This is a genomic window from Crenalkalicoccus roseus (genome assembly GCF_004761865.1).
GTDB lineage: Bacteria > Pseudomonadota > Alphaproteobacteria > Acetobacterales > Acetobacteraceae > Crenalkalicoccus > Crenalkalicoccus roseus.
In genome coordinates this window covers 1-20,691 of the sequence record NZ_SJDM01000006.1, presented here as the reverse complement: position 1 = coordinate 20,691, position 20,691 = coordinate 1, and the positions used below count along the sequence as shown (strand labels likewise).

Genomic DNA, 20,691 nt, shown 5'->3' with positions numbered 1-20,691 from the left:
CATGCCGCAGATCGACGCCGCGCGCTTCCTCCAGGACCTGCACGACCTCCGGCAGATCGGCAAGTACCGCACCGGCGTGCACCGCCCGACCTACTCGCCGCAGGACATGGAGGCGCGGCGCTGGCTGATGGAGCGGCTCGAGGAATGCGGGCTGGAAGCCAGCATGGACGGCATCGGCAACGTCTACGGCCGCCACCGCGGACCCGGGCCGCACCTGCTCGTCGGCAGCCACATCGAGAGCCAGAACCAGGCGGGCTGGCTGGACGGTGCGCTCGGGGTGGTGGCCGGGGTGGCGCTCGCCCGCGCCGGCCTGCCGGTGGATGTCTGCGCCTTCGCCGACGAGGAGGGGCATTTCGAGGGCGGCTTCCTCGGCTCCCGCTCCATCATCGGCGACCTGACGGAGGAGGAGATCGACCGCAGCCGCAGCCGCAACGACGGCACGGCGCTGCGCGACGCTCTCGCCGCCGCGGGGCTCGCCGGCAGGCCGCGCCTGCGGATCGAGCCCGGGCGGCACAAAGGCTTCTTCGAGATGCACATCGAGCAGGGGACCCAGCTCGAGGGCGCGGGGCTGCGCCTCGGCGTGGTCACCGGCATCGTGGCGATCTGGCAGTGGCGGATCGTGATCGAGGGCCAGCAGGACCATGCCGGCGGCACCACCATGGCCGAGCGCAGGGATGCCGGCCTCGCCGCGGTGCGCCTGCTCGCCGCCATCGACCGGGAGTTCCCCCGCATCTGCGGCGAGCGCAGCACCTGGACCACCGGGCGCATCCTGCTCGACCCCGGCGCGCCGAGCATCATCCCCGGCCGCGCCGAGGTGCTGTTCCAGTTCCGCGACGTCTCCGTGGAGGTGCTGGAGCGGATGGAGGCGGGGCTGCGCGCCCTGGTGCGGGAGAGCAACCGCCGCGAGCGCTGCGCCGCCACGCTGACGCAGATGAGCCGCGCCACGCCCGCGCTCTGCGACCCGGCGATGATGGCCGCGCTCGACGCGGCGGCGGAGCGGCACGCGCCGGGCGCCTGGCAGCGCATGCCCTCGGGCGCCGGGCATGACGCGCAGTACATCGCCCGCCGCATGCCGGTGGCCATGCTGTTCGTGCCCTCGATCGGGGGCATCAGCCACCACTGGGCGGAGGACACGAAGGAGGAGGACCTCGTCCTCGGCTGCCAGGTGCTCGCCGACGCCGCCGAGGCGTTCCTCAAGGGCTGAGGGCGGCTCAGCCCGGGCGCAGCTCCCGCACCGGCGTGCCGGCCAGGTAGCCGAGCACGGCCTCCACCGCGCCCGCGAAATAGGCCCGGTAATTCTCCTCCGTCACGTAGCCGAGATGCGGGGTCAGCACCGTGTTCGGCGCCGAGAGGATGGGGTGGCCCGGCGGCAGCGGCTCCTGGTCGAACACGTCGAGGCCGGCGCCGGCGATCCGTCCCTCCCGCAGCGCCGCGATCAGCGCCTCCTGATCCACCAGCGGGCCGCGGCTGGTGTTCACCAGCACGGCGCTCCGCTTCATCCGCGCGATGTCGGCGGCGCCGATGATGCCCTGCGTGCGCTCCGACAGGATCAGGTGCAGCGTCACCACATCGGCCTCGGCGAGCAGCGTCTCCTTGTCCACCCGCGCCGCGCCGACGGCGGCGGCCCGCTCCTCGGTCAGGTTCTGGCTCCAGGCGAGGAGGCGCATGCCGAAGGCGGCGCCGATCCTCGCCACCCGGCTCCCGAGATTGCCGAGGCCGACGATGCCGAGCGTCTTTCCCTCGAGCCCGCGGCCGAGCGCCACCTGCCAGCGCCCCTCGCGCAGCGCCCGCTCCTGTTCCGGAATGCGGCGCATGAGCGAGAGGATCAGCCCCCAGGTCAGGTCGACGGTGGGGTTGCCGAAGCTCGGCGTGCCGCAGACGGTGATGCCGCGCTCGGCGCAGGCCTCTAGGTCGATGGCGCGGTTGCGCAGGCCGGTGGTGACGAGCAGGCGCAGATTGGGCAGGCGCTCGATCAGCGCGCGGGGGAAGGGGGTGCGCTCGCGCATGATCACCAGCGCGTCGAAGGGGGCGAGGCGCCGCGCCAGCGCCTCGCGGTCGGTGAGGGTGTCGCGGAACACCTCGACCGCGAGGCCCTGCGGCAGCCGGTCCCAGGGGCCCATGGCCAGTGCCACGCCCTGGTAGTCGTCGAGAATCCCGAGGCGGCTCAGTCCCGGCATCGCTTCCTCCCATGCCTCCGGCCATGCGCGGCGCGATCACGCGACCCCGCGCCCTGGCCGTCAAGGGGGCGGCGCTCAGCCCTGCAGGTGCCGCGCCAGCGCCTCGCGCAGCCGGCCGGGCACCGGCACGGTCCGGGACTGTTCGCGCCGGTCCACATAGACGTGCACGAAATGCCCCTCCGCGCAGGCGCGGTCCTCCTCGTTGCGGAACACGCCGATCTCGTAGCGGACCGAGGAGGTGCCGAGGCGGCCGAGCCGCAGCCCGACGGCGACCCGGTCGGGGAAGGCGAGGGGGGCGTGGTAGCGGCACTGCGTTTCCACCACCAGGCCGACGCTCGGGACCGAATCGAGGTCGAGCGTGCCCTCGCCGAACATGCCGGCCTCGAGCAGGAAGCGGGCCACCGCCGTGTCGAAGAAGCTGTAGTACTGGACGTTGTTCACGTGCCGGTAGACGTCGTTGTCCATCCAGCGCGTGTCCATGGTGACGAACCAACGGTAATCGGCACGGGTGCCGATCATCTTGCCGCTCATGTGGGCGAGGCCTCTCCTTGGGCTGGGTGGCGCCGCGGGCGCGGGCCGCGCGGCGGCAGCCCGCGCGGGGGCCGGCTCCGGGGGGCTGTCGCTCTCCCCGGCCCGGGGCCGGCGACATTATCGCCGGGCCGGGGCCGGGACAAAACCGCACCGGTGGCGGATTGCCGCTTCGCCCGCGCTCACGGCGCCGCTATAGACGGAATCCTGTCCGCCCTCGACCCGAGAGCCTCTTGTCCGCATCAGCCCGCACCGAGACCTTCCGCCTGCGCGCCAGCAATTTCAGCCTGCTGGTGCTGCGCCTGCTCGATCCCCGGCCGGAGGCCGTCCTGCCGGTGCTCGGGGACCAGTTCCGCCGCGCCCCCGGCTTCCTCCGATTCGCCCCGATCGTGATCGGGCTGCAGGACCTGGAGGCCTCGGCCGAGGCGGTGGATTTCCGCGCCCTGGTCGAGGGGCTGCACGCGCTGGAGATCGTGCCGATCGGCACCATCGGGGGCACGCCCGCCCAGCGCCAGGCCGCCCTGGCCGCGGGGCTGCCGCCGGTGCGCGCCGCGGGCGGGAAGGAGGAGGAGGTGCCGCTCGCCGCTGCACCCGCCCCCGAGGCGCCGCAGCCCCGCCAGCCGCCGGCGCAGGCCCCCGCCCTCGCCGGCGGGACGCGTGCCGCGCTGCTGGTGACCGAGCCGGTGCGCTCCGGCCAGAGGATCTACGCGCAGGGAACCGACCTCGTCGTCGTCTCGACGGTCAATCCGGGGGCGGAGATCATCGCCGACGGCAACATCCACGTCTACGGTACGCTGCGCGGCCGGGCGGTGGCCGGCGCGTCGGACAATCCGGAGGCGCGGATCTTCGCCATGAATTTCGATCCCGAGCTGGTCGCGATCGCCGGCTACTACGCGGTGCGCGAGGGGCTGGGGGAGGCGCCGATCGGCCGCGCCGTGCAGGTGCGGCTGGAGGGGGAGCAGATGCGGTTCGAGCCGCTGGGCTGAGGCTGGGACGCAGGGGATTTCAGCAGGGGGATGTGCCCATGGCGCAAGTGATCGTCGTCACCTCGGGCAAGGGCGGCGTTGGCAAGACCACGACCAGCGCGGCCTTCGCCACCGGCCTCGCGCAGCGGGGCAAGAAGACCGTCGTCATCGACTTCGATGTCGGCCTGCGCAACCTCGACCTGATCATGGGCGTCGAGCGGCGGGTGGTGTTCGACATCGTCAACGTCATCCAGGGCGAGGCGCGGCTCTCCCAGGCGCTGATCCGGGACAAGCGGGTGGACACGCTCTCCATCCTGCCGGCCAGCCAAACCCGCGACAAGGATGCGCTGACCCGCGAGGGCGTGGGCCAGATCATCGAGGAGCTGTCGGCCGATCATGACTACATCCTGTGCGACAGCCCCGCCGGGATCGAGAAGGGGGCGCTGCTCGCCCTCTACTTCGCCGACCAGGCGGTGATCGTGACCAACCCCGAGGTCTCCTCGGTGCGCGACTCGGACCGCATCCTCGGCGTCCTGCAGTCGAAGTCGAAGCGCGCCGAGGAGAAGCGGGACAAGGTGAAGGAGCACCTGCTCGTCACCCGCTACGACCCGGAGCGCGTGACCCGCGGCGAGATGCTGAAGCTCGAGGACGTGCAGGAGATCCTGGCGATTCCCCTCCTCGGCGTGGTGCCGGAGAGCGAGAGCGTGCTCCGCGCCTCCAACACCGGCACGCCGGTGATCCTCGACCAGGAGAGCAACGCGGGCCAAGCTTACAAGGACGCGGTTTCCCGCTTCCTTGGCGAGAGCGTGCCGCACCGCTTCCTCGAACCCGAACGCAAGGCCGGGCTGTTCCGCCGCCTGTTCGGCGGGAGGGCCGCATGATGAGCTGGCTCGATTTCTTCCGCGCCCGCAAGCCGGAGGCGCCGCCTTCCGCCAACCAGGCCAAGGAGCGGCTGCAGATCGTGCTGGCCCATGAGCGGATCGGCCGCACCCGCGAGGATTTCCTGCCGAGGCTGCAGCAGGAGCTGGTCGCGGTGGTGGCGCGCTACGTCGCCATCGATCCGGGCAAGGTCGCCGTCAACCTCGACCGCGGGGGAGACATGTCCACCCTGGCGATCGAGATCGAGCTGCCCGGCCCGAAGACGGAGCAGCCGCCGCGCGCCGCGGCGGGGCAGCAGCAGCAGGCGACGGCGGGCTGACGGCGGCGGCCGCGCGCGCCCGAGCTTCGCGCCGAAGGCTTGGGAAGGGCGCCGCCGGCCGGACCGCCCGCACGCTATTCCGCGCGTATCCCGGCACCGCGGATCACCGGCTCGAGCAGGCTGCGCTCGCGTTCGATCAGCGCCGCGAACTGCTCCGGTGTGCCGCCGCCGAGGATGGCGCCCTGCTCCGCGAGCCGCCCCCCGACCTCGGGATCCCGCAGCGCGGCGGTGGCCACCTCGGCCACCCGGCTGATGATCTCGGGCGGCGTGCCGGCCGGCGCCGCCATGCCGAAGGCGGTGCCGAAGACGAGGTCGACGCCCGCCTCGCGCATGGTCGGCACCTCCGGCAGTTGCGGCAGGCGGCGCTCGGTCGCCACCGCGAGCGGCCGCACTTGGCCGCCGCGGATCTGCCCCAGGATGTTCGGCACGTTGTCGATGATCATGTCGATCTGGCCGGCGACGAGATCGGTGACGGCCATCGCGGCGCCCCGATAGGGCACGTGCTGGATGTCGGTGCCGGTGACCTGCTTGAACAGCTCCAGGGCGAGGTGCAGGCTGGTGCCGGGCCCGGCGGAGCCGCCGGTGAGCCGGCCGGGCCTCGCCTTCGCTTCCGCGACCACGGCCGCCACGTCGCGCCACGGCCGCGCATTCGCCACGCACATCACCTTCGGCGTGGTCGCCAGCAGCACGATGGGCGTGAAGGCCCGCTGCGTGTCGTAGGGCATGGTGCGGTAGATGTACTGGTTGACCGCAAGCGGCCCGAGGGAGCTCGCCAGCAGGGTATAGCCGTCCGGCGCCGCCTTCGCGACCACGTCGGCGCCGATGTTGCCGCCGGCGCCGGCGCGGTTCTCCACCACGAAGGGCTGGCCGAGCTGCGCCGTCAGGCGCTGCGCGACGGGGCGGGCCAGCACGTCCACGAGACCGCCCGGCGGGAAGGGCACGATGATGCGGACGGGCCGCGACGGCCAGGACTGCGCCCTGGCGGCGGGCAGGGCCAGGCCGCTCGCGGCGATGGCGAGCAGCAGGCGGCGGGGCAGGGTGGTCTCGGGCATTTCCTCTCCTCCTTCCGCGCGGACGCGCGCTCCTCGTTCAGGCGGCATCGATGCCGAGATAGGCCCGGCGCACCGCCGGATCGGCGGCGAGCGCGCCGGCCTCGCCCTCCCCGACGACGCGCCCGTTCTCCAGCAGGATGCCCCGGTCGGCGATTCCGAGACTCCGCTTGGCGTTCTGCTCCACCAGCAGCACCCCGACGCCGGTTGAGCGGATGCGGCCGAGCGCCCGGAACAGCTCGCCGCACATGAGCGGCGAGAGGCCGAGCGAGGGTTCGTCCAGCAGCAGGATCTCCGGCGCCGACATCAGCGCGCGGCCGACCGCGACCATCTGCTGCTCCCCGCCGCTCATGGTGCGCACGACCTGGCCCATGCGCTCGGTCAGGCGGGGAAACAGGGAGAGCACCTGGTCGAGCCGCGCGGCCTCGCCCGCGCGGGCGCGGCGAGGGTGGGCGCCGAGGGCGAGGTTCTCCCGCACCGTCAGCTCGCCGAACAATCCGCGCCCCTCCGGCACGAGGGTGAGGCCGGCCTCCACCACGCGGTGCGGTTCCATCGCGGCGATGTCGGCCCCGCCGAGGCGGATGCGCGCCCCCGGCGCGGGGCGCACCAGCCCGGCCAGCGCCTTCAGCAGCGTGCTCTTGCCCGCGCCGTTGGCGCCGAGCACGGCCAGCACCTCGCCGCGCCGGACATGCAGGGCGACGCCGTCGAGCGCGCGATGCTGGCCGTAGCTGACGGAGAGGCGGGCGACCTCAAGCATCCTCGTCCCCCAGATAGGCGCGGACGACCTCGCGCTCGGCCAGCACGGCGCCGGGCGGCCCCTCGGCGATCCGGCGGCCCGCATTCATCACCACGCAGCGGTCGGTCAGCGCGCGGATGGCGTCCATCACGTGCTCGACCATCAGCACGGTCCGCCCCTCGTCGCGCAGCGAGCGGATGAGCGCGATGCCCTCCCTCAGCTCCGTCGGGTTCAGCCCGGCGAGCCACTCGTCGAGCAGCAGCAGCCGTGGCGAGAGGGCGAGGGCGCGGGCCAGCTCCAGCCGCTTCTGGTCCACATAGGTCAGCGTGTCGGCGCGGTGATCCTCCCTGCCCGCCAGGCCCACCCGGGCCAGCAGCGCCCGCGCCCGGTCCCACGCGGCGCCGCCCCATGCCGCGTCGCGCCCGAAAGCGATGCCGGCCAGCACGTTCTCCGCGCAGCTCATGGCGGGCAGGACGCGGACGAGCTGGAAGGTGCGGGCGATGCCGAGCCGGCTGAGCCGGTGCGGCGCGAGGCCGGTGACGTCGCGGTCCCGCAGCGTCACCCGCCCCGCATCCGGCGCCAGCGCGCCGGAGACGAGGTTGAGCGCCGTGGTCTTGCCGGAGCCGTTCGGTCCGAGCAGCCCGAGGATCTCCCCCTCGCGCACCTCGAAGGAGAGATCCTGCACCGCGACCAGCCCGCCGAAGGCGCGGGTCAGCCCCTCGACGCGCAGCAGGGGCACGCTCATGCCGCCGCCCGCCGGCGCGCGCGCGCGAGCAGGCCGACGATGCCCCGCGGCACGGCATAGACCACCAGCATGAAGGCGGCGCCGAGCAGGATGCTGAAATGGTTCGGGAAGTTCGCGCCCAGCACCTCGAACAGCAGGACCAGCGGGATCACGCCGAGCAGCGGCCCGAGCAGGCTCTGCGCGCCGCCCAGCAGCGCCATGATCAGCACCTGGAAGGAGGTGGTCATGTTGAAGGCGATGGCGGGATCTATGTAGGTCCAGCGCGGCGCCATCACCGCGCCGGTCAGCGAGAGGAACAGCGCCGAGAGGGCGAAGAGCGCGATCTTGACGCGCGCCGTGTCGATGCCGGCATGCCGCGCCACCACCTCGTCCTCCCCGATCACGCGCAGCGCGAAGCCGAGGCGCGAGCGGCTGAGCCAGGTGCCGATCACCAGCAGCAGGCCGAACAGGCCGAGGAGCTGCCAGTAGATCTGCGGCTGCGTGATGTCCACGAAGACGTAGCGGCCGATGGAGCGGGCGACGTTCACCTCGAACCAGGTGACGAGCTGGCGGATCAGCTCCGCCAGGCCGAAGGTGAAGACGACGAAATAGACCCCGGACAGGCGCAGGGTCGCGAGGCCCACCAGCAGCGAGACCAGCACGCCGATGCCGCCGGCGGCCAGCAGCACCAGCGGCCAGGGCAGCGCCTCGCCCAGCACCGCCACGGTGTAGGCGCCGATGCCGAAGAAGGCCGCGGTGGCGAGGGAGATGTAGCGCGTCGGGCCCGAGAACAGCGCCCAGGCGGTGGCGAGCACGGCGTACTGCGCGATGTTGATCGCCAGCGCGAGCCAGAAGCCGTCGTCGAGCAGCGGCACGGTGCCGAGCGCCAGGAGGGCGGCGAGCGCCAGGGCGAGGGCGGTGCCGCTCATCGCGCGGGCCGGCCGAACAGCCCGGCGGGCCGGAGGATGAGGACGAAGAGGAAGAGCGCATAGGTCGCGGCGAGGGTCAGCCCCGGATCCACCCAGCTCGCCACCGCCGTCTCCACCAGGCCGAGCAACAGCCCCGCCACCAGGCAGCCCATCAGGTTGCCGACGCCGCCCATGATGACGACCACCAGCGCCTTCATGGTGAAGACCACGCCCATGGCTGCGTTGAAGGTCAGGAACATGCTGACCAGCACGCCGCCCGCGGCGACCATCGCGCCGCCCACGGCGAAGGCGAGCGCCGCCACCCGGCGGACGTCGATCGCGACGAGCTGTGCCGCTTCCGGGTTGACGGCCACCGCGCGGACCGCGGTGCCGGCCCGCGTCCGCGCCAGCCAGAGCCACAGCGCGGTGCCGATCGCCGCGGCGAAGAGCAGCGCGACGAGGCGGTTGGCCGTGACGGTGGCGCCGAACAGGCCGATCGGCACGGAGAGGTAGCTGTAGTTCTGGTAGGCACCGCCGAAGGCGGCGAGCAGCACGCCCTGCACGACGAAAAGCAGGCCGAAGGTGGCGAGGATGCTATCCGTCTCCAGCGCGCCGGGGCTCCTTGCCCGGCGCACCAGGGGCAGCAGCAGGACGCGGTAGATCATCAGGTTGAGCAGGAAGGCCGCCGGCATCACCAGGAGCAGCCCGAGGAGCGGGCTCACCTGCGCTGCGGTGAACAGCCACAGCGCCGCGAAGCCCGCCGCCACCACGAACTCGCCATAGGCGAGGTTCATGATGCGGGCGACGCCGTATTGCAGCGTCAGCCCCATCGCCACCAGCGCATACATCCCCCCGAGCACGATGCCGGAGAAGAGGACGCCGCCGACGGCCTCCATGGCTCAGGTGGGCCGCCAAGCCGGCTTCGGCACGATGGGCTGGCGGGCGCCCTGCTTGCGGGTTGGCACCACGCCGTAGAACTCCCCGTCCTGCCACTGGCCGACCACCCAGGTGTCAGTCAGCAGGTTGTTCTGCAGCCTGACGGTGCCGATCACCGTGTCGAAGCTGCCGGTCTGCAGCTCCCGGATCACCGCCGCACGGTCGATGCGGCCGACGCGCTCGATCGCCTGCTGCAGCATCTCGAGGCTGGCGAAGACGATGGACGAGGCCCAGCGGTCTGGCTCCCGCCCGGAGGCCGCGAGGTGGCGGCGCTTGTAGTCCTGGAAGCGCGGGCTCGCCGCGTCCACGCCGCCCACGCCCATCACGCCCTCGACGTTCGCGCCGAAGCGCTGCTTGTAGAGCGGGAAGGCGGTGCCGACGCCGGTGTAGAAGACCTTCGGGTTGAAGCCCGAGACGCGCGCCTGCTCGGTGATCGCCAGCGTGTCGGGCGGGTAGGAGCAGGCGACGAAGACCTCGGGGTTGCCGCGCGCGGCCTCGGCCAGGATCGGCGCCATGTCCTGCGTGCCGACCGGGTAGGAGCGGTCGTAGGTCAGGCGGAAGCCCGCGCGCTGCAGCGCCGGCCGCATGCCGTTCGCTAGCTCGATGCCGAAGCCGTCGGCGACCGAGACGAGGGCGACCGTGTCGCCGATCAGCCCGGCCTGCTTCGCGGGGCCGAGCACCTCGGCGAGTCCCGCGCCGGCGTCCTGGCCGGTGCCGAGCAGCCAGAAGGAGTTGCTCCAGCGCTGGCCGAGCTGCGGCGCGCGGTCCGTCACCGCCGTCGCGGCGAGCTGCGGGTAGCCGGCGCGGTTCAGGATCGGCGCCACCGCGAGGTTCAGCGCCGTGCCCCAGGGCGGGAGCACGAAGTCCACGCGGTCCTGGTTGACCAGCCGCTCCACCGCCCGCACCGCATCCTCGCTGATGCTGCGGTCGTCGTACTCCACGACCTCGATCCGCACGCGCCGGTCGCCGAGGCGCAGCCCGCCCGCCTCGTTCACCTCCCTGACCCAGAGCTCGTAATTGGGGATGGTGGTGATGCTGGCGCCGCCGGCGTTGGGGCCGGTCTTTGAGATGGCGTAGCCGATCCGCACCGCCGCGGGCGTGCCCTGCGCCCGCCCGATCGCCGGCGCGGCGAGGCAGGCCGCGGCGCCTGCCAGCGCGGCGCGTCGGCCGATGGTGAAGCCCGTCATTCCCTGTCCTCCTCCCTGCCTGGTTGCGGCGCCGGTCAGTGCGCCCCGGTCTCCGCCGGGAACGGGTATCTTCCGGGCTGGGTCTCCACCGTGATCCAGCGCAGCTCGGTGAATTCGGCCACGCCGGCGCGGCCGCCGAAGCGGCCGTAGCCGCTGGCCTTGACGCCACCGAAGGGCATCTGCGCCTCGTCGTGCACGGTCGGGCCGTTGACGTGGCAGATGCCGCTCTCGATCCTCTGCGCTAGGCGCAGCCCGCGCGCCACGTCCCGGGTGAAGATCGCGGCGGAGAGGCCGTATTCCGTGTCGTTGGCGATGCGGATCGCCTCCTCCTCGTCCTTCACGCGGATCATGCAGACCACGGGACCGAAGGACTCCTCGGAATAGATTTCCATCCCCGGCGTGACGTGGTCGAGGATGGAGGCGGGCATGATGGTGCCCCGGCGCGGCCCGCCGCCGAGCAGCCTGGCGCCCTTGCCGACCGCGTCGCGCACCAGGCGCTCCACCCTCGCCGCCGCCGCCTCGTCCACGACCGAGCCGAGGAAGACGTTGCCACCGCGCGGGTCGCCCACCGGCAGCGTCGCGACGAAGGCGGCCAGGCGCCGCGCGAACTCGTCGGCCACGCCCTCCTGCACCACCAGCCGCTCGGTGGACATGCAGATCTGGCCCTGGTTCATGAAGGCGCCGAAGGCGGCCGCCTTCACCGCCTCGTCCAGGTCGGCGTCCTCCAGCACGATCATCGGCGCCTTGCCACCAAGCTCCAGCAGCACCGGCTTCAGGTGCTTCGCCGCCTCCTGCGCGATGATGCGGCCGACGCGGGTGGAGCCGGTGAAGTTGATGCGCCGCACCGCCCGGTGGGCGATCAGCGCCCGCACGATCCCCGGCGCGTCCTCCGCGGCGTGGGTCACCACGTTCACCACGCCCGGCGGCAGGCCGGCTTCGCGCATCACCTGGCCGATCAGCCGGTGCGTGCCGGGGCAGTGCTCGCTCGCCTTCAGCACCACGGTGTTGCCACAGGCGAGCGGCAGGGCGAGGGCGCGCACGCCGAGGATGACGGGGGCGTTCCAGGGCGCCATGCCCAGCACCACGCCCACGGGCTGGCGTACCGTCATGGCGATGCAGCCCGGCTTGTCCGACGGGATGACCTCGCCCGTCACCTGCGTCGTCATCGCCGCGGCCTCGCGCAGCATCGAGGCGGCGAGCTGCGCGTTGAAGCCGGCCCAGGCGGCGGTGGCGCCGATCTCCTCCGCCATCAGCCGGACGAACTCCGGCGTCCTGGCGGCGAGCAGGTCGGCGGCCTTCAGCAGGTGGGCGCGGCGCGCATTGGGTCCGAGCGCCGACCAGGCGGGGAAGGCCGCGGCCGCCGCATCCGCCGCCGCGATCGCGTCCTGCTCCGTCGCCGCCGCCGCGCGGGTCGCCACCTCTCCGGTCACCGGGTTGCGGCGCTCGAAGGTCGCGTTGCCGGTGGCGGGCAGGTCGCGCTCGCCGATCATCAGGGGAGCGTCCGGCATGATGCCTCCTCCGTGCCGTGTTCAGGACCTGGCGTAGAGCGTCGGGACGGCCGCATCGACCACCGCCTCGACCAGCGCCGGCCCGGTGCTCCGCATCGCCGCCGCCAGGGCGTCGTCCAGCTCCTCGGCGCGCGTCACCCGCGCGCCCGGGCAGCCCATGCCGCGCGCCAAACTGACGAAGTCGAGGCCGGGAAGGTCCACGCCCGGCACGTCGCGCGTTTGCAGCACTTGGCTGAAGGAGCGCATCGCGCCATAGCCCCCGTTGTTGACGACCACGACCGCGAGCGGCAGCCGGTGCTGCACGGCCGTCCACAGCGCCTGGGGCGAGTACATCATGGACCCGTCGCCGATCAGGCACACGACCCGCCGCTCCGGCTTGGCGAGCGCGATGCCCACCGCGGCGGGCAGGGCGTAGCCGAGCCCGCCGCTGGCCATGGTGAAGAAGCTGCCCCAGCGCCGCATCGGCACCTGCGCCTGCATCGCAGGTCGGTGGGAGGGCGCCTCCTCGACCAGGATCGCGTCCTCGGGCATGGCCCGGTGCAGGCGGTGCAGCAGGAACTCCGCGGGGATGGGATGGGCGGGCGCCGGCGGGGGCGGGCGCCGGCGCGGTGGTGGCGGCACGCGCCCCGAAGCCTCCGGCAGCCTCTCCGCCAGGGCGGGGAGGGAGAGACGCAGGCTGCCCAGGATGCTGGTGCCGGCCGGGGCGGAGGCCGCCGCCTCCCCATCCGTGGTCAGGTGGATGATGGGAGTGCCGCTGCGGAAGATCGCGGCATCGCCCGGAACATGGAAGGTGAAGACCGGCGCCCCCACCACCAGCACGAGGTCGTGGCCCGCCAGCGCCTCCGAGACGGCCTGGGGCGCGGCGGTGAGGAAGCCGGCGAAGAGGGGATGGTCCTCGGGGAAGGAGAGGCGGGAGGAGAAGGGGCTGGTCAGCACCGGCGCGCCGATGCGCTCCGCGAGCCGCACCATCGCCTCGCCGGCGCCTTCCTGGTCCACCTCCGGCCCCACGACGACCACCGGGCGCCGGGCGGCGGCGACGGCCCGGGCCGCCTCCGCGATCAGCGCCGGGTCGGGGGCGACATCCTGCGCCACGACGCGGGCCGGCACCGGCCAGCAGGACGCGCGCCAATCGTCGGCGGGCACGGAGACGAAGGTGGGACCCCAGGGCTTTCGCATCGCGACATGCCAGGCATGGGCGATCGCGGCCGGCACGTCCTCGGCCCGCGCCGGTTCGATGCTGTATTTCACGTAGGGCCTGGGAAAGGCCGCGGCCTCGCTGGCGCCCAGGAAGGGCAGGTTGGGCAGCAGGGCGCGGGCCTGCTGGCCCGCGGTGATCACCATGGGCGCCTGGTTGCGGTAGGCGGTGAAGACGTTGCCCAGCGCGTGGCCCAGCCCGGCCGCGGAGTGCAGGTTGACGAAGGCCGCCCTGCCCGTGGCGCGGGCGTAGCCGTCCGCCATGCCGATCACCGAGGCCTCCTGCAAGCCCAGCACGTAGCGGAAATCGGTGGGCCACCGGTCGAGGAAGCCGAGCTCGGTGGAGCCCGGATTGCCGAAGACCGTGGTCATGCCGAGGGAGCGCAGCAGGTCGAACACCGCCTGCCGGACCGTCGTCATGCCCGCCGGAGCCCTGCCCGCCCGCCCGCCCGTTGCGTCGCCCACTTCTTCCCCCTTCAGCCCAGGCCGGCGATGATCCGGCGCAGGCCCTCCATGAAGGCCGGCCTGTTCTCCTCGCCCACCAGCGCGTCGAGCCGCCGGTCATGCGCCGCGGCATGCCGGGAGAGCGCCTGCAGCACCGCGCGCCCCGCCTCGGTGAGGGTGAGGGCGTAGCTCCGCCGGTCATGCGCCATGCGCTGCCGCCGCACGAGGCCGCGCCGCTCGAGATCGGCCAGGGCGGGCGTCAGCGTGGATTTGTCGCGCCCCGCGGCGGCGCCGAGCGCGGTCTGGGAGATGCCGGGATTGGCATCGATCAGCACCAGGATGGCGTAGCGGCCCGGGCGGAGCTTCGCCTCGCCCGTGCGGCGCGCGAAGGCCTGGAAGGAGGCTTCCTGGGCCACGCGCAGCAGGAAGCCGATCTGGCCGTCGAGCCCGCCGAGGGCGAGCGTGGTCTCCGCCGGCGGCGGGCCCGCCTCCTCGTGCCCGGCGCGTTCCGGCGCCGCGGCCTTCCGTGCCGCCGGCGTGCCGGCACCGCGCGACCAGTGCGTGGGCGCGGCCCGGCGGCGCGCTGCGGGCAGGGCATGTGACACCTGGACCCGGCCTCCCCTCGGTGGCGGCGGGACCCTCCCGCCGGGCCCTGAAGGGCCTGTTCCCGAAATCGTAGGATATCCAACCTTCGGCCGCCCGCAAGCGGCAATGGCCCGCCGCTGGGCACCCTCATCCTGTCGAAGGGGCGGGAACCGCCTCTGGCCCGCCGCGTTCACCCGGGCAGCCGCCGTCCTCCCCCCAGCGGCGGCCTTGGCAGGCGGTGGTGCGGAAGCGGTCCCATCCGCGCCACCGCCCGCCCCCCCCCGCTCCTTGTCGCTTGACCCCGTGAGGCCGATCCCCGAAGCCTGTGGCGGTGCGGCATGGAGCATGGAGATGTCCCTCCGGATCGGGATCGCCGGCATCGCCGGGCGCATGGGGCGCTTGCTCGCGGAGGAAGTGGCGGCGGCCGGCGCCACCCTGGCCGGCGGGACGCTGCGGCCGGGCGGTGCAGGCCAAGGTGTGCCCGGCCCGGTGCTGCCGGACGCCGCCAGCCTGTTTGCGGCCAGCGACGTGGTGATCGACTTCACCCACGCCTCGGCCGCCGCCGCCCATGCCAGCGCCGCCGCGCGGGCGGGCAAGCCCCTGGTGCTCGGCACCTCCGGCCTCTCGGCCGAGGACGAGGCCGCGGTCGTGGCGGCGGCGGAGAAGGTGCCGGTGGTCTATGCCGCCAATTTCGCCCCCGGCGTGAACCTGGTGCTGGCCATCGCCGAGCGCATGGCCGCTGCCCTGCCCGCCGCCCAGTACGATGCCGAGATCGTGGAGATGCACCACCGCCAGAAGGTGGACGCGCCCTCCGGCACCGCGCTCGCTCTCGGCCGGGCCGTCGCCCGTGGCCGCGGCACCACGCTGGAGGCGGCGGGGCGGGAGAGCGGCCGGGACGGCCATTGCGGGGCGCGGCGGACCGGAACGATCGGATTCGCGGCGCTGCGGGGCGGGCAGGTGGTGGGCGAGCATACGCTGCTCTTCGCCGCCGCCTCGGAACACATCGCCCTGACCCACCGCAGCTTCGACCGCCGGGTCTATGCCACCGGCGCGGTGCGGGCGGCGCTGTGGCTGCAGGGCCGCTCCCCCGGCCTCTATGATATGAGGCACGTGCTCGGCATGGCCTGATGGCACGGCGCGGCTTGACCCCCCGTGCGCCGGCTGCGAAACACCGGCGGCCCCGGCGGCCGGGCAGCCCCGCTCGGGGCCTGCCGCCTGCCCCGGCGCCGAACCGCCTGCACCCTTCTCCGGGGCGCTGCCCGCTCCCCGCCGCGACAAGAGGACGAACCACGCCATGCGCGACAAGGGCGAGTACCTGTTCACCTCGGAGAGCGTCTCCGAGGGCCACCCGGACAAGGTGGCGGACCGGATCAGCGATACGGTCCTCGACACCTACCTGGAAGCCGATCCCTACGCCCGTGTCGCCTGCGAGACGCTGGTGACGACCAACCGGATCGTCCTGGCCGGCGAGGTGCGCGGCCCCGCCTCCATCACGCCCGAGCTGCTGATGCACCGGGCGCGCATGGCGGTGCACGACATCGGCTACGAGCAGGAGGGCTTCCACTGGCAGAAGGCGGCGGTGGAGTGCCACCTGCACGCCCAGTCCGCCGACATCGCCCAGGGCGTGGACGCCGCCGGCAACAAGGATGAGGGCGCCGGCGACCAGGGCATCATGTTCGGCTATGCCTGCACCGAGACGCCGGAGCTGATGCCGGCGCCGATCTATTACGCGCACCTGATCCTGCGCCGCATCAGCGAGATGCGCCGCAGCGGTGACCCGATGGTCAGGGGCCTCCTGCCCGACGCCAAGAGCCAGGTGACGCTGCGCTACGTCGATGGCCGCCCCGTGCAGGCGACCTCCGTCGTCGTCTCCACCCAGCACGAGGAGGGGATGGAGCAGGCGGAGATCAAGCGCATGCTCTGGCCGATCGTGGAAAGCAGCCTGCCGCGCGGCTGGATGTGCCCGGAGGCGGAGTTCTACGTGAACCCCACCGGCAAGTTCGTGATCGGCGGGCCGGACGGCGATGCCGGTCTCACCGGGCGCAAGATCATCGTGGACACCTATGGCGGCGCGGCGCCGCACGGCGGCGGCGCCTTCTCCGGCAAGGACCCGACCAAGGTGGACCGCTCCGCCGCCTATGCCTGCCGCTACCTGGCGAAGAACGTGGTCGCGGCGGGGCTGGCGGATCGCTGCACCATCCAGGTGAGCTACGCCATCGGCGTCTCCCGCCCGCTCTCCGTCTATTTCGACCTGCACGGCACCGGGCGGGACGTGGACGAGACGAAGCTGGCGCGGGTGGTGAACGAGCTGGTGAACCTCTCGCCCCGCGGCATACGCGAGCACCTGCACCTCAACCGCCCGATCTACGTGCCGACCAGCGCCTACGGTCATTTCGGCCGCGCCCCGGACGAGGAGAGGGGCACCTTCACCTGGGAGCGGACCGACCTCGTGCCGGAGCTGAAGCGCGCCTTCTCGCGCTGAGGCGCCGCCCCTCCCGCCCGGGGGGATGCCTCAGGCCTCGGGGGCGGCGCCCCGCCGCCCCCTTCGCGTTCCGCCGCCATGACGAATGACAGGCCGCCGCCAGGCCGCATCATGCCCGAAGGCGTTCCCGACCGCCTTTATGGCCGCCGCCGCGGCCATCCGCTGCGCGCCCGCCAGCAACGTCTGCTGGAGGTGACGCTGCCCCGCCTGCGCCTCCCGGCCGAGGCGGCGGGCGACCCGCGTGCCGCCTTCCCCATGCCGTTGGAGGCGCTGTGGCTGGAGGTGGGGTTCGGCGGGGGCGAGCATGCGCTGGCGCAGGTCGCCGCCCATCCCCGCGTCGGGCTGATCGCCTCGGAGGTGTTCGAGAACGGGCTATGCTCCCTTCTCTCGCGCCTGGTGCCGGAGGGCGAGGAGGAGACGGCGCCGCTGCCGCCGAACCTCAGGCTCTGGCCCGAGGATGCGCGGCGGCTGCTGACCCTATTGCCGGAGGCTTCCCTCGACCGGCTGTTCCTGCTCTTTCCCGATCCCTGGCCGAAGGCGCGCCACGCCAAGCGCCGCTTTGTCCACCCGGCCATGCTACCGGTGGTGGCGCGGGTGCTGAGGTCCGGGGCGGAGTGGCGCATCGCCACCGACGACCCGACCTACCAGGCCTGGGTGGAGGAGGTGTTCGCCGCCTCGCCCCTGTTCGACCTGCCGCTCCCCGCGAGGGCGCGGCCCGAGGGCTGGCCGCCGACCCGCTACGAGGCGAAGGCCCTGCGCGAGGGCCGGCGCCCCCTCTACTGGTCGGCCCGCCGGCGCTAGGGCGTCTTCCCCTGTTCAGGGGAGCCCGCCCGGACGGGATCCGCTCTGGCGCGGCCTTCGCCCGGCCATGCTCGCGGGGAACGGCATCGGGGCCGCTTGCCGGCGCGGCGGGGCGGGCCTATATTGCGGCCAACATCACCATCCGAGGCAGGCGGGGGGTGGCCTTAACGGGCCGCCTTTTTTGTTTTTGGACATCGAGCGGCCGATTCACGAAGGGCTGGAAGGGCGCATCGCCGAGGCGGTGGCGCCGACCATCGAGCACATGGGCTACGAGCTCGTGCGCGTGCAGGTCAGCGGCAAGGAACGGCCGGTGGTGCAGATCATGGCCGACCGCGCCGACGGCGCCCCCTTCACCGTCGAGGATTGCGAGGCGATCAGCCATGCCGTCGGCGCGGTGCTGGATGTCGAGGATCCGATCCGCGGCGAATGGACGCTCGAGGTCTCCTCGGCCGGCATCGACCGCCCGCTGACGCGGGCCAAGGACTGGAACCGCTTCGCCGGGCATGTGGCGACCCTGGAGCTCGCCGTGCCGCTCGAGGGGCGCAAGCGCTTCAAGGGCATCGCGCTCGGCGCCGACGCCGAGATGGCGCGGCTGCGGCTGGAGGACGGCACGGAGATGGCCTTCCCCCGCTCCAACATCCGCCGCGCCAAGCTGGTGCTGACCGACGCGCTGATCGCCGCCACGGCGGCGGACGCCAAGAGGAACTAGGAGAGACAGGCCATGGCCGTTGACGTCGCCATCGCCCGCCCGGAGCTGCTGCAGGTCGCCGACGCCGTCGCGCGCGAGAAGATGATCGAGCGCGACGAGGTGCTGGAGGCGATGGAGCAGGCCATCCAGAAGGCCGGCCGCGCCAAGTACGGGCACGAGAAGGACATTCGCGCCTTCATCGATCGCAAGGACGGTCGCGTCAGGCTCGAGCGCTGGACCGAGGTGGTCGAGCAGGAGCCGGTGGAAAACGAGGCGACGCAGATCCCGCTGCGCATCGCGCAGAAGATCCGGCCCGGCATCAAGGCCGGCGAGCACATCATAGATCCGCTGCCGCCGATAGACTTCGGCCGCATCGCCGCGCAGACCGCGAAGCAGGTGATCGTGCAGCGGGTGCGCGAGGTCGAGCGCAGGAAGCAGTACGAGGAGTACAAGGACCGCGTCGGCGAGATCGTGAGCGGCGTGGTCAAGCGCACCGAGTACGGCAACCTCATGGTGGACCTCGGCCGCGCCGAGGCGCTGCTGCGCCGCGACGAGACCATCCCGCGCGAGAGCCTGCGCAACGGCGACCGCGTGCGCGCCTACATCTACGACGTGCGCGAGGAGCCACGCGGACCGCAGATCTTCCTCTCCCGCACCCATCCCGGCTTCCTCGCCAAGCTTTTCGCGCAGGAGGTGCCGGAGATCTACGACGGCATCATCGAAATCAAGGCGGTGGCGCGCGACCCCGGCAGCCGCGCCAAGATGGCGGTGATCAGCCGCGACTCCAGCATAGATCCGGTCGGTGCCTGCGTCGGCATGCGCGGCTCCCGCGTGCAGGCGGTGGTGGCCGAGCTGCAGGGCGAGAAGATCGACATCATCCCCTGGTCGCCAGACCAGGCGACCTTCATCGTCAACGCTCTCGCCCCGGCCGAGGTGACGAAGGTGGTGCTGGACGACGAGAACCGCCGCTGCGAGGTGGTGGTGCCGGACGACCAGCTCAGCCTCGCCATCGGCAGGCGCGGGCAGAATGTGCGCCTCGCCAGCCAGCTCACCCGCTGGGACATCGACATCCTGACCGAGGCCGAGGAGAGCGAGCGCCGGCAGGAGGAGTTCCGCAAGCGCAGCGCCCTGTTCGTCGAGGCGCTGGACGTGGACGACGTGATCGCCGGCCTGCTGGTGACCGAGGGCTTCGGCTCGGTCGAGGACATCGCCGCGGTCGAGGACGAGGAGCTCGCCGGCATCGAGGGCTTCGACGAGAACGTGGCGGCCGAGCTGAAGCGCCGCGCCGAGGCCTGGCTGCAGCGCCGCGACGAGGAGCTGGACGCGAGGCGGCGCGAGCTCGGCGTGGAGGACGCGGTGGCCGAGGTGGGCGGCTTCACCCCGGCGATGCTGGTCACCCTCGGCGAGAAGGGGGTGAAGACGCTCGACGACCTCGCCGACCTCGCCTCCGACGAGCTGATCGAGATCCTCGGTTCCGAGGCGATCGACGAGGAGACCGCGAACGCCGTCATCATGGCCGCGCGCGAGCACTGGTTCTCGGGCGAGGCCGCGGCGGCGCCCGCCCCGGCCGCCGGCGAGGCTGCCGATGACAGCGGCGCCCGCGCCTGATCCTGGCCCCGAGGCGGAGGAGGAGCCGGAACGCGGCCCGCTCCGCCGCTGCGTCGTCACGCGCGAGCGGCTGCCGAAGGAGGCGATGATCCGCTTCGTGCTGGGGCCGGACCGGGTCCTGGTGCCGGATCTGGAGGGGCGGCTGCCGGGGCGGGGAATGTGGTTGTCCGCGAGGGCCGATGTGCTAGAACGCGCGGCGCAGCGCGGCGCCTTCGCAAGGGCGGCCCGCGGCCCCGTGCACCTGCCCCCCGACCTTCGCGCGCGGATCGAGGACGGCCTGAGGCGCCGGGTCCGGGACCTCATCGGCTTCGCCCGGCGCGGCGGGCAGGCGGTGTGCGGGCGGGAAGCGGTGCGCGAATGGCTGCAGGCCGGCAAGGCCGGTCTGCTGGTGGAGGCTTCGGACGGCAGCCCGGCGGAGCGGGCCCGTCTCCTGGGCGGGCGGGCCGTGCCGGTGGTGGCGCCACTGCCGGCAGGGCAGCTCGGCGGCGTCTTCGGGCGCGAGCATGTGGTCCATGTGGCCATCGCGCCCGGGCGGCTGGCGGAGGCCATCGCAACGGAAGCCGCCCGCCTCGGGGGCTTCGGCACCGAGGCGGTGTGACCGGGACGCCGAGGCGGACTGGACGGGGGCGCGCCCATTCGCGCCGGTGATTTTTTGGGACATGTCCCGGGGCCTCCCGTGGCATGGCAGGCATGACGCAAGACGGATCGGGTTCGGATCGGCGGATGAGCGACCAGAACGAGCAGGACGCAGGCAAGAGCCGGCTGACCCTTCGGCCCGCTTCCGGCCGGCTGGAGCTGGGCAAGACGGTGGACGCGGGCAGCGTGCGCCAGAGCTTCAGCCATGGCCGCAGCAAGACGGTGCAGGTCGAGGTGGTGAAGAAGCGGGGCGGCGCGCCGGGCCAGCGCGCGGCCGGCGCTGCCGGACCTGCCGGCGCGCGGTCCGGCCCCGGCACCGCGCCGCGCGCCGGCGGGG

Annotated in this window: 22 protein-coding genes; 11 read left to right on the top strand and 11 right to left on the bottom strand. The window is 73.1% G+C overall.

Going from position 1 to position 20,691, the window contains the following annotated elements:
- Nucleotide 1 precedes the first annotated feature (1 nt).
- Nucleotides 2-1,204 carry a Zn-dependent hydrolase gene (locus tag ET526_RS07290; protein ID WP_135467031.1) on the top strand — a complete coding sequence of 401 codons (1,203 nt, stop codon included), beginning with the start codon at nucleotides 2-4 and terminating at the stop codon, nucleotides 1,202-1,204.
- A gap of 7 nt (nucleotides 1,205-1,211) precedes the next feature.
- Here ET526_RS07290 and ET526_RS07285 read toward each other — a convergent pair whose 3' ends face one another.
- Both ET526_RS07285 and ET526_RS07280 read right to left on the bottom strand, forming a co-directional pair.
- Nucleotides 1,212-2,177, bottom strand: coding sequence for a D-2-hydroxyacid dehydrogenase family protein (locus ET526_RS07285; RefSeq protein ID WP_135467030.1), 966 nt, complete (start codon nucleotides 2,175-2,177; stop codon nucleotides 1,212-1,214).
- Nucleotides 2,178-2,252: 75 nt separating this feature from the next.
- On the bottom strand, nucleotides 2,253-2,708 hold the full coding sequence (locus ET526_RS07280; RefSeq protein ID WP_135467029.1) for an acyl-CoA thioesterase: 456 nt from the start codon (nucleotides 2,706-2,708) through the stop codon (nucleotides 2,253-2,255).
- 230 nt (nucleotides 2,709-2,938) lie between these two features.
- Here ET526_RS07280 and minC point away from each other — a divergent pair, with 230 nt between their 5' ends.
- The 3 genes from minC to minE are packed head-to-tail and all read left to right on the top strand — an operon-like array spanning nucleotide 2,939 to nucleotide 4,868.
- A complete protein-coding gene (minC, locus tag ET526_RS07275; protein WP_135467028.1) occupies nucleotides 2,939-3,691 on the top strand; it encodes a septum site-determining protein MinC in 753 nt (250 codons plus the stop codon).
- A gap of 38 nt (nucleotides 3,692-3,729) precedes the next feature.
- A complete protein-coding gene (gene minD, locus ET526_RS07270; protein WP_135467027.1) occupies nucleotides 3,730-4,551 on the top strand; it encodes a septum site-determining protein MinD in 822 nt (273 codons plus the stop codon).
- On the top strand, nucleotides 4,548-4,868 hold the full coding sequence (minE, locus tag ET526_RS07265; RefSeq protein ID WP_240048298.1) for a cell division topological specificity factor MinE: 321 nt from the start codon (nucleotides 4,548-4,550) through the stop codon (nucleotides 4,866-4,868). The genes minD and minE overlap by 4 nt, the downstream gene beginning before the upstream one ends.
- A 74-nt stretch (nucleotides 4,869-4,942) precedes the next feature.
- On the opposite strand, the gene ET526_RS07260 is transcribed toward minE, so the two are convergent.
- The 9 genes from ET526_RS07260 to ET526_RS21910 are packed head-to-tail and all read right to left on the bottom strand — an operon-like array spanning nucleotide 4,943 to nucleotide 14,159.
- The gene (locus ET526_RS07260) at nucleotides 4,943-5,920 is read right to left on the bottom strand and encodes a Bug family tripartite tricarboxylate transporter substrate binding protein (RefSeq protein ID WP_135467025.1); all 978 of its coding nucleotides are present in this window, start codon (nucleotides 5,918-5,920) and stop codon (nucleotides 4,943-4,945) included.
- A 37-nt stretch (nucleotides 5,921-5,957) separates the two neighbouring features.
- Entirely contained in the window at nucleotides 5,958-6,674 is a 717-nt protein-coding gene (locus ET526_RS07255) for an ABC transporter ATP-binding protein (protein WP_135467024.1), read from the bottom strand.
- Nucleotides 6,667-7,398, bottom strand: a complete 732-nt coding sequence (locus ET526_RS07250; RefSeq protein ID WP_135467023.1) for an ABC transporter ATP-binding protein — start codon at nucleotides 7,396-7,398, stop codon at nucleotides 6,667-6,669. Before ET526_RS07250 ends, ET526_RS07255 begins: the two co-directional genes overlap by 8 nt.
- Nucleotides 7,395-8,306, bottom strand: a complete 912-nt coding sequence (locus ET526_RS07245; protein WP_135467022.1) for a branched-chain amino acid ABC transporter permease — start codon at nucleotides 8,304-8,306, stop codon at nucleotides 7,395-7,397. Before ET526_RS07245 ends, ET526_RS07250 begins: the two co-directional genes overlap by 4 nt.
- Entirely contained in the window at nucleotides 8,303-9,181 is an 879-nt protein-coding gene (locus tag ET526_RS07240) for a branched-chain amino acid ABC transporter permease (RefSeq protein ID WP_135467021.1), read from the bottom strand. The genes ET526_RS07245 and ET526_RS07240 overlap by 4 nt, the downstream gene beginning before the upstream one ends.
- A 3-nt stretch (nucleotides 9,182-9,184) precedes the next feature.
- Entirely contained in the window at nucleotides 9,185-10,408 is a 1,224-nt protein-coding gene (locus ET526_RS07235) for an amino acid ABC transporter substrate-binding protein (protein ID WP_135467020.1), read from the bottom strand.
- Nucleotides 10,409-10,443: 35 nt separating this feature from the next.
- Nucleotides 10,444-11,916 carry an aldehyde dehydrogenase gene (locus ET526_RS07230; RefSeq protein ID WP_135467019.1) on the bottom strand — a complete coding sequence of 491 codons (1,473 nt, stop codon included), beginning with the start codon at nucleotides 11,914-11,916 and terminating at the stop codon, nucleotides 10,444-10,446.
- Nucleotides 11,917-11,937: 21 nt separating this feature from the next.
- Complete coding sequence (mdlC, locus tag ET526_RS07225) at nucleotides 11,938-13,530, bottom strand: benzoylformate decarboxylase (RefSeq protein WP_135467018.1); 1,593 nt, start codon at nucleotides 13,528-13,530, stop codon at nucleotides 11,938-11,940.
- A 56-nt stretch (nucleotides 13,531-13,586) separates the two neighbouring features.
- Nucleotides 13,587-14,159, bottom strand: coding sequence for a MarR family winged helix-turn-helix transcriptional regulator (locus ET526_RS21910; RefSeq protein ID WP_240048297.1), 573 nt, complete (start codon nucleotides 14,157-14,159; stop codon nucleotides 13,587-13,589).
- Between the two features lie 331 nt (nucleotides 14,160-14,490).
- Between ET526_RS21910 and dapB the strand changes: the two genes are divergently transcribed.
- The 7 genes from dapB to ET526_RS07185 all read left to right on the top strand — a co-directional run.
- Nucleotides 14,491-15,267, top strand: coding sequence for a 4-hydroxy-tetrahydrodipicolinate reductase (dapB, locus tag ET526_RS07215; protein ID WP_408869758.1), 777 nt, complete (start codon nucleotides 14,491-14,493; stop codon nucleotides 15,265-15,267).
- Nucleotides 15,268-15,433: 166 nt separating this feature from the next.
- Nucleotides 15,434-16,621: a methionine adenosyltransferase gene (metK, locus tag ET526_RS07210; RefSeq protein ID WP_135467015.1), complete on the top strand. Its 1,188-nt coding sequence runs from the start codon at nucleotides 15,434-15,436 to the stop codon at nucleotides 16,619-16,621.
- 78 nt (nucleotides 16,622-16,699) lie between these two features.
- Complete coding sequence (trmB, locus tag ET526_RS07205; protein WP_135467014.1) at nucleotides 16,700-17,422, top strand: tRNA (guanine(46)-N(7))-methyltransferase TrmB; 723 nt, start codon at nucleotides 16,700-16,702, stop codon at nucleotides 17,420-17,422.
- A gap of 187 nt (nucleotides 17,423-17,609) precedes the next feature.
- Nucleotides 17,610-18,131 (top strand): ribosome maturation factor RimP, encoded by a 522-nt coding sequence (gene rimP / locus ET526_RS07200; protein ID WP_240048295.1) that lies wholly within the window; start codon nucleotides 17,610-17,612, stop codon nucleotides 18,129-18,131.
- A gap of 12 nt (nucleotides 18,132-18,143) precedes the next feature.
- Nucleotides 18,144-19,718 (top strand): transcription termination factor NusA, encoded by a 1,575-nt coding sequence (gene nusA, locus ET526_RS07195; RefSeq protein WP_135467012.1) that lies wholly within the window; start codon nucleotides 18,144-18,146, stop codon nucleotides 19,716-19,718.
- Nucleotides 19,696-20,316, top strand: coding sequence for an RNA-binding protein (locus tag ET526_RS07190; protein ID WP_135467011.1), 621 nt, complete (start codon nucleotides 19,696-19,698; stop codon nucleotides 20,314-20,316). Before nusA ends, ET526_RS07190 begins: the two co-directional genes overlap by 23 nt.
- A 125-nt stretch (nucleotides 20,317-20,441) precedes the next feature.
- On the top strand, nucleotides 20,442-20,691 hold a 250-nt coding region (locus ET526_RS07185), incomplete at its 3' end, for a translation initiation factor IF-2 associated domain-containing protein (RefSeq protein WP_135467010.1).

What these genes read in the sequence shown, in the direction of transcription:
- ET526_RS07290 (WP_135467031.1), top strand. Translation starts at nt 2, where the DNA reads ATGCCGCAGATCGACGCCGCGCGCTTCCTCCAGGACCTGCACGACCTC.
- ET526_RS07285 (WP_135467030.1), bottom strand. Translation starts at nt 2,177, where the DNA reads ATGCCGGGACTGAGCCGCCTCGGGATTCTCGACGACTACCAGGGCGTG.
- ET526_RS07280 (WP_135467029.1), bottom strand. Translation starts at nt 2,708, where the DNA reads ATGAGCGGCAAGATGATCGGCACCCGTGCCGATTACCGTTGGTTCGTC.
- minD (WP_135467027.1), top strand. Translation starts at nt 3,730, where the DNA reads ATGGCGCAAGTGATCGTCGTCACCTCGGGCAAGGGCGGCGTTGGCAAG.
- minE (WP_240048298.1), top strand. Translation starts at nt 4,548, where the DNA reads ATGATGAGCTGGCTCGATTTCTTCCGCGCCCGCAAGCCGGAGGCGCCG.
- ET526_RS07260 (WP_135467025.1), bottom strand. Translation starts at nt 5,920, where the DNA reads ATGCCCGAGACCACCCTGCCCCGCCGCCTGCTGCTCGCCATCGCCGCG.
- ET526_RS07255 (WP_135467024.1), bottom strand. Translation starts at nt 6,674, where the DNA reads ATGCTTGAGGTCGCCCGCCTCTCCGTCAGCTACGGCCAGCATCGCGCG.
- ET526_RS07250 (WP_135467023.1), bottom strand. Translation starts at nt 7,398, where the DNA reads ATGAGCGTGCCCCTGCTGCGCGTCGAGGGGCTGACCCGCGCCTTCGGC.
- ET526_RS07245 (WP_135467022.1), bottom strand. Translation starts at nt 8,306, where the DNA reads ATGAGCGGCACCGCCCTCGCCCTGGCGCTCGCCGCCCTCCTGGCGCTC.
- ET526_RS07240 (WP_135467021.1), bottom strand. Translation starts at nt 9,181, where the DNA reads ATGGAGGCCGTCGGCGGCGTCCTCTTCTCCGGCATCGTGCTCGGGGGG.
- ET526_RS07235 (WP_135467020.1), bottom strand. Translation starts at nt 10,408, where the DNA reads ATGACGGGCTTCACCATCGGCCGACGCGCCGCGCTGGCAGGCGCCGCG.
- ET526_RS07230 (WP_135467019.1), bottom strand. Translation starts at nt 11,916, where the DNA reads ATGCCGGACGCTCCCCTGATGATCGGCGAGCGCGACCTGCCCGCCACC.
- mdlC (WP_135467018.1), bottom strand. Translation starts at nt 13,530, where the DNA reads ATGACGACGGTCCGGCAGGCGGTGTTCGACCTGCTGCGCTCCCTCGGC.
- dapB (WP_408869758.1), top strand. Translation starts at nt 14,491, where the DNA reads ATGTCCCTCCGGATCGGGATCGCCGGCATCGCCGGGCGCATGGGGCGC.
- metK (WP_135467015.1), top strand. Translation starts at nt 15,434, where the DNA reads ATGCGCGACAAGGGCGAGTACCTGTTCACCTCGGAGAGCGTCTCCGAG.
- trmB (WP_135467014.1), top strand. Translation starts at nt 16,700, where the DNA reads ATGACGAATGACAGGCCGCCGCCAGGCCGCATCATGCCCGAAGGCGTT.
- nusA (WP_135467012.1), top strand. Translation starts at nt 18,144, where the DNA reads ATGGCCGTTGACGTCGCCATCGCCCGCCCGGAGCTGCTGCAGGTCGCC.
- ET526_RS07190 (WP_135467011.1), top strand. Translation starts at nt 19,696, where the DNA reads ATGACAGCGGCGCCCGCGCCTGATCCTGGCCCCGAGGCGGAGGAGGAG.